At 36.1% G+C, this 14,565-nt stretch carries 12 protein-coding genes; 9 read left to right on the top strand and 3 right to left on the bottom strand.

Going from position 1 to position 14,565, the window contains the following annotated elements:
- Positions 1–79: 79 nt before the first annotated feature.
- The 6 genes from C1634_RS09580 (at position 80) to C1634_RS09555 (ending at position 6,618) form a co-directional block, all read left to right on the top strand.
- Positions 80–682, top strand: a complete 603-nt coding sequence (locus C1634_RS09580) for a CDP-alcohol phosphatidyltransferase family protein (RefSeq protein ID WP_103233875.1) — start codon at positions 80–82, stop codon at positions 680–682.
- Positions 672–1,475 carry a phosphatidate cytidylyltransferase gene (locus C1634_RS09575; protein ID WP_103233874.1) on the top strand — a complete coding sequence of 268 codons (804 nt, stop codon included), beginning with the start codon at positions 672–674 and terminating at the stop codon, positions 1,473–1,475. Before C1634_RS09580 ends, C1634_RS09575 begins: the two co-directional genes overlap by 11 nt.
- 4 nt (positions 1,476–1,479) lie before the next feature.
- Positions 1,480–2,517: a patatin-like phospholipase family protein gene (locus C1634_RS09570; RefSeq protein WP_103233873.1), complete on the top strand. Its 1,038-nt coding sequence runs from the start codon at positions 1,480–1,482 to the stop codon at positions 2,515–2,517.
- Positions 2,518–2,875: 358 nt separating this feature from the next.
- Positions 2,876–3,631, top strand: a complete 756-nt coding sequence (locus C1634_RS09565; RefSeq protein ID WP_103233872.1) for an SDR family NAD(P)-dependent oxidoreductase — start codon at positions 2,876–2,878, stop codon at positions 3,629–3,631.
- Positions 3,613–4,914 carry a phosphatase PAP2 family protein gene (locus C1634_RS09560; protein ID WP_109738324.1) on the top strand — a complete coding sequence of 434 codons (1,302 nt, stop codon included), beginning with the start codon at positions 3,613–3,615 and terminating at the stop codon, positions 4,912–4,914. The genes C1634_RS09565 and C1634_RS09560 overlap by 19 nt, the downstream gene beginning before the upstream one ends.
- A gap of 3 nt (positions 4,915–4,917) precedes the next feature.
- Positions 4,918–6,618, top strand: coding sequence for a bifunctional alpha/beta hydrolase/class I SAM-dependent methyltransferase (locus tag C1634_RS09555; protein ID WP_103233870.1), 1,701 nt, complete (start codon positions 4,918–4,920; stop codon positions 6,616–6,618).
- 340 nt (positions 6,619–6,958) lie between these two features.
- Here the strand turns inward: C1634_RS09555 and C1634_RS09550 are convergent, their stop codons facing one another.
- Positions 6,959–7,528 (bottom strand): YceI family protein, encoded by a 570-nt coding sequence (locus C1634_RS09550; RefSeq protein ID WP_109738323.1) that lies wholly within the window; start codon positions 7,526–7,528, stop codon positions 6,959–6,961.
- Between the two features lie 137 nt (positions 7,529–7,665).
- Between C1634_RS09550 and radA the strand changes: the two genes are divergently transcribed.
- Together radA and C1634_RS09540 are read left to right on the top strand one after the other, a co-directional pair.
- A complete protein-coding gene (radA, locus tag C1634_RS09545; RefSeq protein WP_103232548.1) occupies positions 7,666–9,015 on the top strand; it encodes a DNA repair protein RadA in 1,350 nt (449 codons plus the stop codon).
- A gap of 98 nt (positions 9,016–9,113) precedes the next feature.
- Entirely contained in the window at positions 9,114–9,707 is a 594-nt protein-coding gene (locus tag C1634_RS09540; RefSeq protein WP_103232547.1) for an acyl carrier protein phosphodiesterase, read from the top strand.
- Positions 9,708–9,953: 246 nt separating this feature from the next.
- Here the strand turns inward: C1634_RS09540 and C1634_RS09535 are convergent, their stop codons facing one another.
- Both C1634_RS09535 and C1634_RS09530 read right to left on the bottom strand, forming a co-directional pair.
- Positions 9,954–10,469, bottom strand: a complete 516-nt coding sequence (locus tag C1634_RS09535; RefSeq protein ID WP_103232546.1) for a DUF6702 family protein — start codon at positions 10,467–10,469, stop codon at positions 9,954–9,956.
- Between the two features lie 82 nt (positions 10,470–10,551).
- Entirely contained in the window at positions 10,552–13,767 is a 3,216-nt protein-coding gene (locus C1634_RS09530; protein WP_165835302.1) for a S8/S53 family peptidase, read from the bottom strand.
- Positions 13,768–13,919: 152 nt separating this feature from the next.
- On the opposite strand from C1634_RS09530, the gene C1634_RS09525 reads away from it, so the two are divergent.
- Positions 13,920–14,498, top strand: coding sequence for a HupE/UreJ family protein (locus C1634_RS09525; protein ID WP_109738322.1), 579 nt, complete (start codon positions 13,920–13,922; stop codon positions 14,496–14,498).
- Positions 14,499–14,565: the final 67 nt, after the last annotated feature.

The raw sequence follows: 14,565 nt of genomic DNA, 5'->3' as shown, positions 1-14,565 counted from the left end.
CCACTCAAACAATTATAAAACCTGATAAAAAAAATTATCTATATTTGATATAAGCAAATGACACAAAGCAATAACCATCATGATTTCCGTATATAAACTCAAACCAAAATTCCAGCAGCTGCTCACCCCTGTTTTATTATTTTTACATAAGAATAACATCACAGCCAATCAGATTACGATCAGCTCTATCCTATTATCTATGGTGATCGGAGTATTATTCTGGAATGCAGATCTTTCGAAATGGTTCTTTCTAAGCCTGCCAATCGGGTTGCTTTTGAGAATGGCTTTAAATGCTCTGGACGGAATGATGGCGAGAAAATTCAATCAGACCAGTAAGCTTGGAGAGGTCTTAAATGAAGTGGGTGATATAGTTTCGGATGTGATTATTTTTTTCCCTCTTCTTAAATTTCAACCGGAAAGCTTGTATCCTGTTGTCATATTTATTGTTCTGAGTGTCATTAATGAATTTGCCGGATTGATAGGAAAAATTGTAGGAAAAGAACGCCGTTATGATGGTCCTATGGGAAAAAGCGACCGCGCACTTATCTTGGGACTATATGGTTTACTCATATTTTTCGGAATCAGTATCACTTCTATTTCCCCATATATTTTTGGAATTATCATTGCTTTACTCATCATCAGTACTTATACACGACTTAAGAAATCTTTGAATGAAGCCTGAAGAAAATAAATTCGCAGATGTCCCCCTAAGGGTAAAAACATGGATCTATATCATTATTGTTTTTGCGTTGGGGATTTCACATCCTCTTGCTATGGCACTTTTTGTCTCGTGGATAGGGCTGCAATCATTCCTTGAATTTTCAAAAATGTTTAAAGTCCCCGTGAATCCTGTTATTTCATCAATATTCATAGGAATCTCTCAGTTCTATTTATTGTTTTATTTCAATATTGAAAATTATCTTTTATACTCTTCCCTTTTAGGAATATTTATTCTTCTTTATTTCTTATTATTAAAATCTTCCACAAAGCAGTTATATGGAGTTTCCATAGCCTTATTGGTGTGTCTTTTTTCTTTCCCCCATTTATTATGGATAAGAAATAATACCAATGGGATCAGTGCCATTATTTTTATTGTGGTAGTAACAGAATTGAATGACGTTTTTCAATATTTGATGGGAAAATTTTTCGGAAAACATAAAATAACCCCTCAGATAAGTCCCAACAAAACATGGGAAGGCCTTATCGGCGGAATTTTTCTCACCATTATCTTAAGTAATATTTTAGGATATTTTCTACTTAAAACCGGGATTTTAACCAACAGTATTTTAGGACTTATTTTGGGGGTCTCAGGATTTTTCGGAGATATTTTCATGTCTTATTTAAAAAGAAAAACCTATGTAAAAGATACAGGAAACCTTCTTCCCGGACATGGTGGTCTGCTGGACAGAGTGGACAGTCTGATCTTCAATGCTCCATTATTCTTCTGGGCACTTCCTCTTCTGATCAAAAATTAAAGCAATGGATGAAAAATTTAAAAGAGCAGTTATCTTTTCAGGAGGCGGAACAAGATTGATGATTTATCTTGGGATCTTTGCAGCTCTGGAAGAACTGGATCTCAAACCGGATGTCCTTATTGCTTCCTGTGGAGGATCATTTGCCGCGACCGTTATCAATGCTTTTCCTGATCATCTGTCCCGAAAAGAATATCTGAAGTCGGAGGAATATTTTGAGTTTGTTTCCGGCACGATATTAACAAAGCAAAAGAAGCTTTCAAGAATAGGTCTTTTCTCATTAAAAAAGCTATTCGACAAAAGAAACGCCCCTTTTATTGAAGATGTTTTCAACCGATATCTTGTTGAGCTGCCTCAGGATCTGTCTGATTGTTTTCCAACCCTAAAAAACGTAACGTTTTCAAAAGAAATCCCTACCATAATCATTGGTTCAGAGCTTCTCTTCAGTTCAAAAGAAACAGATCAACCCAGAAACAGAAAAAAATTATATCAAAAAGTAATTTTCACTGATCCTGAAACGGCAAAGAAAATTCATCCTGAACAAATTATCAGCGATTCTGAAAGTTTTAAAAACATTGCTGTTGAAGAATCATTCAAAGTTATCACCAATTTTTCTATGCTTGAAAGTACCCGGGCTTCTGTTTCGGATATGTTTTATGTAGAACCTGCATTCTTTCAGGGAAAATATTTTGCAGGTGGCGCTATAGATCTTGTTCCTGCTGAATTGTCTCAACATCTGGCTCAGGAAATCATCACTGAAAAAAAACAATCTTACAATCCGGTAGAAGAAGCACTCGTTCGTTCCGTCTTTGGTTTTAGCGGAAATGAAAGACTTGCTGAAACAGAAAAACTTTTATCTGGTTTTCAAATTGATACCACCAACATCAAACAGGAACTGGAAGGGCATTATCTAAAAAAAGGAATCAACTGGAAAAAGTTTGAGATTGATTTTTCATTCCCAAAAAGTTATCAACAATTTGTGAAAGACATGGAAATACAGTGGCAGTATGGATTTGATCAGACAATGAAAAGTATAAAAAAGTAATAACAAATATTTCAATTGAAGGAGTAGGAATTCCCTTCCTCCAGGGGGGTGGCAAATTGAAGATTTGGCTAAAGCTAATACCATTACATCTATTGTGATCACGAGGTAAATCCCGTGCCTATTGAATATCTTAGCTTTATAAATATATGAACCATTAAGGAAGATTTAAGAAATAAAGTATAGTTAAGATCATCCTAACTTATAGGCTTAAAGCGAAGCTTATACTAATACTCTCAACATCTTAATACAATCTTACTATTTCAAAAAATAAAAGTTTAAACAGCTTCATTAAAAACATTATTCCTGTTTTCACTTTTAAAATCTATTTTTACATAAAATTGAAAACCACCAAACACTCATGAACGTTTTTATCGCAGGCGGAACTTCAGGAATTGGCTATGCTCTGGCCAAGCATTATCTTGCTAAAGGATATTGTGTAGGAGTCTGTGGAAGAGATCTGTCCAAAATCCCGGAAAATCATCATAAAAATTTAAAAGCTTTCCAGGCAGATGTCTGTGATATGAATGCTCTGTTATCCACATTGCAGTCTTTTCTTGTGGATAAAAATAGGCTTGATATTTTCATCAACTGTGCAGGAAGCTATGCAGAAGATGTTGCAGGAAGAATTTCATACGAAGAAGCAGAGGAAATGCTCCAAACGAATATTCTGGGAACAGTCAATTGTTTCGAAATGGCAAGAAAAGTAATGAGAAACCAGAAAAAAGGAAGTATTGCTGTGATTGCTTCTGTTTCAGGGATATTGGAGTATGAAAACTCTAGTCTTTATACGAAGACAAAGCGATCTGTGATACAGATTGCTGATGCTTACCGCCGTGCCTTGAAGCCTTTTGGAATTTCCATTACCACGATTGCCCCCGGATATATAGATACTGAAAAATTAAGACAGCTTAATCAGGATGATTTAAGCAAAAAACCATTCCTTACAGATGTGGAAACTGCGGCATCTATGATTTCTGAAGCTATTGAAAAACAGGAAAAACTTATTATTTTTCCTTCAAAAATGAGGTGGATGATGAAATCTTTATCTCTACTGCCTTCTTCATTATTAAATATCATCATGTTCAAAAAAGCCAGATGGATGAAAAACGACTGACAGTACAACAGAAAGTATACGCCCTGACTTTGTGTGCCATCGTATTTATGATGGTGTACAATTTTGCAGCATGGTATGTTTCAACATTAACTGAAATTCCGTCTTTTGTTTTTGGATTTGAAAAATATATCCCGTTCATCCCATGGAGTATTATTCCTTATATGACGAGCGGTTTCTTTTTCTGTGTGGTATTTTTCTGCTGTCAGAATAAAGAACAGCTTAGAGTTTTAACACAGCGAATGCTCTTTGCAACCATTATTGCCGGAATTTGTTTCTTATTATTTCCCTTACAATATTCCTCGCCCAAACCTGAAGTCAGCAATTCTTTTCTTGGGTATTCTTTTCAGTTTTTAAAAGTATTTGATTCCCCTTTTAACCAGGCTCCTTCATTACATATTGCCTATGCTTTTATTTTCTGGTCTGTTTTCAGGAATTTTAAAAAAGGAAGAACATTATTAATGCTTTGGTTAATTTTGTTGGGAATTTCTACCTTGACGACTTATCAACATCACTGTATTGATATTATTACCGGAAGTATTCTTGCCCATCTTAGTTTTATCCTCTTTCCTTATAGAAAAAATAATTTTCTGTACAGAAATTTCCATGTAGCCAATATGTATTTTTTATCAGCATGGATATTCATTTTACTGGCACTTTTGACAGATAAATTCTTTGGACATACAGGATTGGTTTTACTGTGGCTGGCTCTGATGAATATGCTGATCGGATATCAATATCAGAAAAACAATATCTTCTTTTTAAAAAATAAAGCAGGAAATATCCCGTGGGTGAAAAAGATTTTCTATTTCCCTTATTTACTGACATACCAGATGTTTTGGAAATGTTTCCGGAAAAACAGAACTCCTGTAGAAATTCTTCCCAATTTATATATTTCATCAAAACCCGACAATGAAGCTGTCAAAAATTTTGAACTTACCTCAACTACGTTTGTATATGATGTATCGGCCGAGATAGAAGAACTTCCTGTAATAAAAAATACAGCAAACTATCATTCTGTTTCTTTTTTGGATATTGGGACATTTGATATTCACGAGACTCAAAAATTGGTTACAAAAATCACAGAAAATTACAAACAACTTCCTCCAGGTGGGAAAATCTTAATCCACTGTACCATGGGATTTACCAGAAGTTCGGTGATCGGAATTTTAGTAATCAAAAATACTTTATCTTTACCTTTAGCAGAAGCAATAACCATAATGAAAACCCACAATAAGCATGCTGTAATTCATACTTATCTGAAGGATTTTCTCAAAAAAATTTAATCTATGAACAGCGGACATTTTAAGAGTTTTGACAACAGTGAAATTTTTTATCGTGAGTGGAATTACCAGCCTCATCAGAAAAGTATCATCATCATCCATCGTGGGCATGAGCATTCTGAAAGGCTGAATGATATTGCACAATCTCCTCAGTTTTCAAAATACAATATCTTCGCATTCGATCTGCGCGGGCACGGTCATACGAAAACCCAGACCTCATCTGTTTTTATGGACTATGTAAGAGATCTTGATTCATTTGCTAAGTTTATTTGTTCACAATACAATGTGAAAATCTCAGATATTTTCGTTGTTGCCAACAGTATTGGTGGAGTTGTTGCCTCTGCATGGGCTCATGATTTTGCCCCATCTATTGCTGGAATGGCACTTTTGGCTCCTGCTTTTAGAATCAACCTTATTGTTCCACTGGCTAATGAAATGATTACGTTAGGAACAAAACTCAAGAAAGGTTTGATCATTAAAAGTTATGTAAAATCCAAAATGCTGACTCATGATCCTGAACAGCAAAAAGCATACGACACCGATCCTCTTATCTCAAGATCGATCGATGCAGAACTTCTCATTGATCTTGCAAAAGCCGGAAAACGTCTGGTGGAAGATGCCGAGGCTATAGATACCCCAACTTTAATTCTGGCTGCTGAAAAAGATCATGTGGTTTTCAATAAAGATCAGAAAATATTCCATGAAAAACTGGATACGGATTTGAAATATTATGAAGTTCTTCCAAACTTTTTCCACGGCATTTTATTCGATACCGGAAAGGAAAAAGTGTATGATAAAATTGTGGATTTTGCTGAAAAATGCATCAACAGAAATGTAAAACAAGTCTCTCTTTCTCCTGATCCTTTTTCTGTAAAAGAGTATAAAGACCTGCAAAATAATGTGGGTAATACCCTGAATTTTAAAATGCAGAAATTGTCTTTAGGAAAGATCGGAAAAATAAGCAATGGAATGGCCATCGGCTTGAAGTATGGATTTGATTCCGGAGCTTCATTGGATTATGTTTACCAGAATCAGCCGAAAGGGAAGTTCGGTTTTGGAAAAATGATGGATAAAAATTACCTCAATGCTATAGGCTGGAAGGGAATCCGCATCAGAAAACAGCATTTGCTTCAGCTGCTGGAACAAAACATACACACTCTGCAGCAGCAGGGAAGACCGATTAAAATACTTGATATTGCAGGAGGAACCGGAAATTATTTGTTTGACATCAAAGAAAAATATCCGGATGCAGAAATCGTTATCAATGAATTTGTAACATCCAATATTGAAATTGGGAAAAAAGTTATCCAAGAGAAGAATTATCAGAAAATCCGTTTTACCAATTTTGACTGCTTTGATCCACAGACCTATCAAAAACTGAATTTCGAACCTAATATCACCATTGTATCCGGAATTCTTGAGCTTTTTGGGGATAACGAAATGGCCAGTAAAGCGATTCAGGGAGTGAATTCTATTTCAGAAAAGAATGCCTATATCGTTTATACAGGACAGCCATGGCATCCACAATTGAAAATGATCGCCTATGTTCTGAACAATCATCAGAAAAAGGATTGGATTATGAGAAGGCGTTCACAGAAAGAACTGGACAGAGTTATGGCTTTTAATTCCATTCAGAAAGAAAATATGCTGATTGATGATTTTGGAATCTTTACTGTTTCTTCGGGAAAAGTGAATGTTTCAAATTAAAAAGATCTTTAATTTTTTCATCGATTTTCAATGAGCTTTATACATAAATGGGTCTAAACTTTGGCATTGATTATTTTTAACCACAATAGTCACAAAAGGTTTAAACACTTAAGTTTTTTTAGAGCTAGGCGTTAGACATAATAAGTACACCTAAGTTTTATGAAAATCTTTGATTTTCACCTTATGTGAACTTTTCTGCGGTCTCATTTTAAACTTACTTAAGTGGACTAAAGTGTTTTAAAATGAAAGCTTTTGTGTTTTTGTAAGGTTTAAACAATTTCCATATAAAAAGGTTTTCCAATCAAATGGAAAACCTTTTTTGTGAGTTATATTTTAAATATTACTGCTTAACCAGTTCAAAATAAGCAGTTACTTCAACATCCTTCGCAATACCTGCTCCAGACGGATCATATTTGATTCCATAATCCAGACGGTTCACTGTAAATTTTGTCTGAATCCCCATTATTTCTTTTCCGTCTTTATTTTTTGTAATCCCACCAAATGTCACAGGAACACTGATTTCTTTTTCTACCCCTCTCATCGTAAGCTTTCCTTTTAGGATATAGTTATTGTTCTTATCTTTTGTGATAGAAGAACTTTTAAATTCAATCGCAGGAAATTTGGCAGCATCGAAAAATTCTTCACTTACAAGATGTCTGTCTCTCATATCCAATCCGGTATTTATGCTACGAACACTTACCGCAAAGTTTACATCTGCATTATCAAGATTAGCTCCGCTATTGACCACTCTTCCGTCAAATTTATCGAACCTCCCCTGTACAAAGCTAATTCCCATATGCTTAATATTAAAGTTGATGGAAGAATGCATGGCGTCTGCTTCCCATGTACCTTGTGCCAATGCAACAATACTTAAGAGCACAAATGCGAAAGATAAAAATACTTTTTTCATTGTAATTATATTTTACATTACTATTTTAATTGAATGAAGCTAAGATATGAAAGATATTTCTACTATAGTGGTATTAGTTTTTAATATTAAATCCATTTAGATTCTGTAAAAAAAATGCTTTTTTATAACTTCGCAGTATGGCAAAACTGAAAACAGCATATTTCTGTCAAAACTGCGGAACTCAATATCCTCAATGGCTGGGACAATGCAAAAGCTGCGGAGAATGGAATACCTTAGTAGAAGAAGTGGTTGAAAAACCTTCTCATAAAACTCCTCCTTTCTCAAAAACCAAGCAACATGTTATCAATATTGTTGAAGTGGAAACCAGCGAAGAACCGAGAATCAAAACTCCTTCTGAGGAGCTAAACCGTGTCTTGGGAGGCGGGATTGTTTTAGGTTCTGTCACGTTGATTGGTGGTGAGCCCGGAATTGGAAAGTCTACTCTTCTTCTTCAGCTGGCCTTGAAAATGAAGAAAAAAGTCTTCTATGTTTCGGGGGAAGAAAGTGCTTCTCAGATCAAAATGAGAGCAGACAGGCTTACCGACATTCAAAATCCGAACTGTTTTCTTTACACGGAAACGTCATTGGAAAAAATCCTTCATGAGGCTAAGAAGCTGGAACCGGATTTCATGATCATCGATTCTATTCAGACTCTGCAGTCTCAGTTGATAGAAAGCTCTCCAGGAACGGTTTCCCAGATCAGGGAATGTTCCAATGAGATCATCAAATATGCTAAAGAAAACAATACTCCGGTATTCCTTGTAGGACACATTACCAAGGATGGCCAGATTGCCGGACCAAAGGTGCTGGAACATATGGTAGATGTTGTTCTGAACTTCGACGGGGACAGAAATCATCTTTTCAGATTGTTAAGAGCCAATAAAAACCGTTTTGGATCGACTTCCGAAATTGGAATTTACGAGATGGTCTCACAAGGATTAAAAGAGATTAAAAATCCTTCTGAAATTCTGATCACCAAAAAATTTGAGGAACTGTCTGGAAATTCAGTTGCTGTAACACTGGAGGGAAACCGTCCTATGCTTCTTGAAATTCAGGCATTGGTAAGTACAGCAGTGTATGGTACTCCTCAGAGAAGCTGCACAGGTTTTGATTCTAAAAGGCTGAATATGCTTTTGGCTGTTCTGGAAAAAAGAGCAGGTTTCCAACTTGGAGCGAAAGACGTTTTCCTGAATATTACCGGAGGAATAAAAACAGACGACCCGGCACTGGATCTGGCTGTTATTGCGTCTGTTCTTTCATCCAATGAAGATATTGCGATCTCAGAACACTACTGTTTCGCAGGAGAAATCGGATTAAGTGGAGAAATACGTCCTATAGCGCAGGTGGAACAAAGAATTACTGAGGCTGAAAAACTAGGGTATGAAAAGATATTCGTTTCCAATCTTAATAAAATTCCGAAAAGAAAATTTGGAATTAAGATCGAAGAAGTGAGTAAGATTGAAGATTTTCATGAGAGACTTTTCTAGAATTATTGTGAATGGTCAATGAGGGAGTTCGAAGTGAATTCATCGTTCACCATTCATTATTATATCTACGATCCACATTTAATTCATACCTTTAAGTTATGAATTACCTGGCTCATTCTTTTCTATCTTTTACCGACGGACAGATCGTGGGGCAATTTCTAGAAGATTTTATCCGCAATAGAGATCGTTTTTCTTTCCCGAAAGATATTCAGGACGGGATTACCCTTCACAGGGCTATTGATACGTTTACAGACTCCCACCCTGCCATTCATGAAGCTAAAAAGGTTTTTGCGCCTTTGGTAAGATTGTATGCAGGTGCATTTGTAGATGTTTCCATGGATCACTTTGTAGCCAGAGATCTTTCACTGAATTCCCTGCCGGAGTGGAAAGCCCATTCTCTTAAGGTTTACAGAGCTTTGAATGCCCATGAGCAATGGCTGCCTGAAAATTTCAAAAAAATGCTTGTCAAAATGGAGCATGACGACTGGCTTTATAATTACAGTGAAGATTGGGGAATTAAATTCAGTATTCAGAATGTACTGAATAAAGCAAAATATCTGGATAAAGATATTCCTGTTTTTGAAGCTTTTTTAAAGAATAAAGATCATCTTCAGCAATGTTATGAAGATTTTTTTCCTGATCTGCTCGCCCATGCGAAAGGGATCAATACGCTGCTCCAGCTGGAAAATTAATATTTTAGAATTATTTAAAACGTAAAGTTGATATTAAAACAACTCATTACAAGTGAGCTAAGGAAGCGATAAAATCGCTGACTAAGCTGTATGAATATTCGTTCGCTTAGAAGGAATCAACTTCATTGATTCTACCTTTTGCTCCCTTAAAAACAACATACAATATGTTAAACCTTTGCATAAAATTAAAATAATCCAAACAGAATTGTAGAGCTGCCCAACTTCTATAGCTAATCCATCATATTTTTAAAACTGCTTATAAAGATAACGGTTGGGATAGGTAAGTTTTTCACTGCTTCTTTGTCCGTTCACAATGATATGAACGATATTGATCTGATCATCAAAAAGGTTATAGAGAAAGCTTACTGCGGTTTCTACTTTTTTAGGACTGCTGGTTACTTCAGATTCAAGAAAGACATTCACAGATTCCTGGTCTTCTTCATAGCCGATATAGTTTACTTTCAGGAATTTATTATCTGTCTTTAATTTGAAATATTCTGCGCAATATTTTTGTAAGGCTTCATTCAATTTTGCTTTGTATTTTTCATCATTAAAATGAAAAGCTCCTCCATATTTTTTTCCTAAACCATTTTCCATGTCATCAAGGAAGAATCTTCCTGTCACTTCAAATGTTCTGGATTTTGCATTATAATTAATTTCTACAGAACCTACATGATAGGGGTGAAAAGCTTCACCTTCTGTAAAACTCTGAAATACGATTGTTAATAATAAAAGAAAACTCCAAAAAAATTTACCCGACATGAATTTTATTTTACAGCAAATATAAAAAAAGCAACAGTTATAGAAACTGTTGCTTTTATATTCTTATTTGATTGATAAGGATCTATTGTTTAATTACTTTTTTCGTAATTTTTGTATTATCCTCCAGTGCAATCGTAAACAGATAGGTTCCTCTTACCAGTTCAGAAATATCAATTTTCCCTGAATTTGTATTCACATTTACAGTTTTAATCAATTTTCCTGAAACATCATAAATAGTTACTGCTGCTTTAGAGTGTCTTCCTAATACAACATTTACAAAATCTTTCGCCGGATTCGGAGTGATATTCACTTCTGAATTGATCTTAACATCTGCCGTGCCCAGCGTTGTCCCTGTTTTAACAAAATATCCGCCAAAACCTGTTGTCTGGAAGCTCACTTCCCAGTATTGGTAGGTATCATTCCAGATAATATCAGCAATGTCAGGAGTAATAATGGTTGCTGTTCCTCCAAAAGAAGCGGTGGTACCTGTAGTACTTGTTCCTGTATATTTTTCAATAAGAAGATTAGCTTTATTGGCAACATCAGTAGGTGAAGTAGGTAATTTCACTCCACTTGTAAGATTATAAGCATCGAAATCAGCCTGTTTGAAGTATAAAGTTACTTTTCCGGTTGCAGTGGTAGTATTTGCGTCCGAATTGATTTCATATCTTCTTGCTACATAGTTGGGCTGTGCATTGTCCACCCATACTTTTGAAGTTACATTTCCGGTTACTGTACTCGCTGTTTCTTTTTCAACTCTTGAGATCAGCTGACAGTTATTGGTAAAATAGTTGTATCCATTGGCTGCAGCGCTTGTTTTAGTTTGATTGGAATTGGCTAAGTTTTTCACTTCAGCAACATTCTCATAGACTACAGCTCTCATTTTAAGATCAAAAGTTCTTGAAGTCCATGAAGTACCATCCGTGGAAGTCTTAGATCTGTTGTTCACCACTGCGTTTTCAGCTTTCATAGCAATTCTTCCTCCTAAGCCATTTACGACGATATAAAATTCTTTTCCGGTTACCATTTGTACGTTCAGATCGGAAAGATTCACGTAGTTCCAGCTATATCTCTGTGTATTATTAAGCCATGAAGTAATGGTTTTAGTGGCAATAATATCACCAGGATTTCCGCTGGCATTCACTTTTCTGATTTGAATATCTACCGGAATATCTGCAGGGATTGTAGACCCTGTCATAAATGAGAAACCTCCCAGTTTCCCTGTCAATGTTGGTGTATATCTTACCGCAAGGGCTATATTATCAAAGTAATAATTAGCTTCCGTACTGGCAACAATGTAAGGTTCATCATAACTAACAGTCTCAAAATTGGATTTTACACAACCCAATTCATCAGTAACTGCTTTATAAATATCCAATTTACCATATCCCCATCTCATGTTTGGAACCGTACCCGTTGCACCGTCCATTCTTGCATTAGCCGTAAGACGTGCTTTCACCTGTGCTGCCGTTAATGTAGGATTCGCCTGAAGCAATAATCCTACCGCTCCCGCGACTCCCGGCGATGACATACTTGTCCCCTGGTTTTTCACATAATAAGTAGTTCCTGCAATAATATCTGTGGCTGCCGGAGCAGAATTACTGGATCTTGATGAAATAACATTCTGACCGGAACCTGCAATTTCAGGTTTTTGAACCCCATCTACTCTTGGCCCCTGTGAACTGAATGAAGAGATAGACTCCTGCGGAGTTGTGGTAGAATAAGCAGCCGTACTATACCAACTTGGTCTTCCCATATAAGAAGCTACTGTAATAGCATTAGAGGCATTCCCTGGAGATCCTACGATATATTCATTATCGCCATTTTGTAAAGTGGTTGCTACTCCCTGGCTATACAGCCAGCCATGGGTTGTGATCTGCTGTGTACCGTTGTTGGTAATTTCTAATGTATAATTTCCCTGAACATTCGTAGTTCCTGAAGTTCTGGCTACTATCAGCTGAATATATCGTTTGTTGTTATCATTTCCCCAATAATTATACATCGTCGCTGTAAGACCTCCCCCCAATATACTGTGAGCGGTAGTTGTACTTATATTTTGGGTATATACCTGTCCATCGGGAGTAGTTAGCTTTGCTGTAACAGGACTATTATCATTGGCATACATAATGAATGAAAATACCGATGCTACAGAGGTGTTGCTAGCTACTGTAAAATTATAGGTCTGTGAACCATTAGCTTCAATATCAACTTTTCTGTGAAGATTGGCTCCATAATCATTACCTGCAGAAATAACGACTACTCTTCCTGCTCCTGAAGTGGTAAAATTGTTAACGGCCACTTCATGGCTTGAAGTTCCGTCGTGGGCAGTTCCCTGTCCGCCAATACTCATATTGACAACGATAGGTTTATTAAGAGCTGTGGCTACATTTTTGAAATAAGTTAAAGCATTAATAGTATTCGTTGTAGGAAAAGATCCGTTTCCACCTTTTACAAAAACAATATCTGCATCAGATGAGAATCCTTTATGTCTTTTATCGGTGAAAGCAGACCCGTTTCCAGCAGCCGTACCTGAAACGTGAGTTCCATGTCCATTGGTATCATTTTCACGAACGAAACCTGTTGGTGTTCCATCCAGTTCATCTTCAATGTCTGCTCTTGTATATTCTACACCAGTTGAAAATCCTGTAGGAGTGTTTTCTCCAAATTGTGCAGTCAATGTCTGATCCCAGATGGAAACAATTCTACTTTTTGTCTGGTCATCAGCTTTTCTGAAGTCAGGATGTTTCCAGTCTATTCCGCTGTCAAAAATTCCCACCAGAATTCCGGTCCCGTTATAAGCTGTATTATTAAAAACTCCATCTTGCAAAAGGCTTGCTCCGGACTGAGCTCTGCTCGTATCGTTATGAAGTTCATCAAATGCAGGCCCCATTACAGAGGTTACATAGGGAAGTTTCGTCAGTCTTTCAAGATCTTCAATAGAAGCTAAAGCTGTAGAAAAAGTAGGTAACTGGCTCTGAACAAGAAATCCATCAGCTTTCAGTTTTTCAGGTTCTTTCGTATAAATAATACATGAATACATCGTTTGTGCTCCCTTAGAAGTCACTACCAAATGCTGGTCAAGTTTCATATCTGGGCGTTCCAATTCTTTAATACCCTTTCCCTGAGCGATATTCTCTTTATTTTTTAATAAAATATCAAATCGGGAATCCAATTTCTGTACCTGCCCATAAAAAGCATAGGAGTATAATCCTAAAAAGGCAGCTGTCGCATTTCTTAGAAGCTTCGCTCCTCCGGGTGAAATGTTTACTTTTGTAAAAAATAATTTTTTAATATCCATTTTCATTTTTTTATCAATGCAATTATACAATTTTTATCTGATATGAAAATAACTCACTATATCGATAGTTATTTAACATAATAACGCGATAAAATCCGTAAAATAAAGCTTGTTTATGTAAAATATTCAAAACCCAACAATTTATCATTATAATGCAGGATTTTCTTTTTTATTTAAACCTTGGATGGGAACATATTATCTCTCTGGATGCCTTAGATCATCAGCTGTTTGTTCTGGCTTTGATTGCCGTGTATTCATACAATGACTGGAAGAAAATACTGATTCTTGTCACCGCATTTACAATAGGGCATTCCATTACACTAGCCTTAAGTATACTGGATGTTTTCAGAGTTCCTTCAGATTGGGTTGAGTTTTTAATTCCTTTGACTATCGTTGTAACTTCTTTGGATAATATTATCATGAAGAACCAGAAGCAGACCTTGATGCGCGCCAATTACTATCTGGCATTGATTTTTGGTCTTGTTCATGGAATGGGATTCGCCAACACAGCCAGAGTAATGATTGCGAAAAGCCAGAGCATTGCTCTCCCTCTTCTTGGGTTCAATATCGGACTGGAACTAGGACAGATTGTAATTGTTTTTGGTATTCTCGTCACTTTATTTATTCTGCTGAACGTTTTTAAGGTCAATAAAAAAGACTGGATTCTGTTTGTATCTTCCGGAGTATTTGCTTTATCCTTAAAAATGACTTTGGAAAGAATTCCTTTTTAAAAGTTAAATATTTTCATTATTTCAGCAGCTTATTATTATCTTTGATCATTAATAAATCATTTCGGTT

Origin of the sequence: Chryseobacterium viscerum, assembly GCF_002899945.2 — a bacterium.
In the GTDB taxonomy this organism is placed as follows: domain Bacteria; phylum Bacteroidota; class Bacteroidia; order Flavobacteriales; family Weeksellaceae; genus Chryseobacterium; species Chryseobacterium viscerum.
Note: the sequence above shows the minus strand (reverse complement) of the source record. Positions and strands in the feature narration are given on the sequence as shown.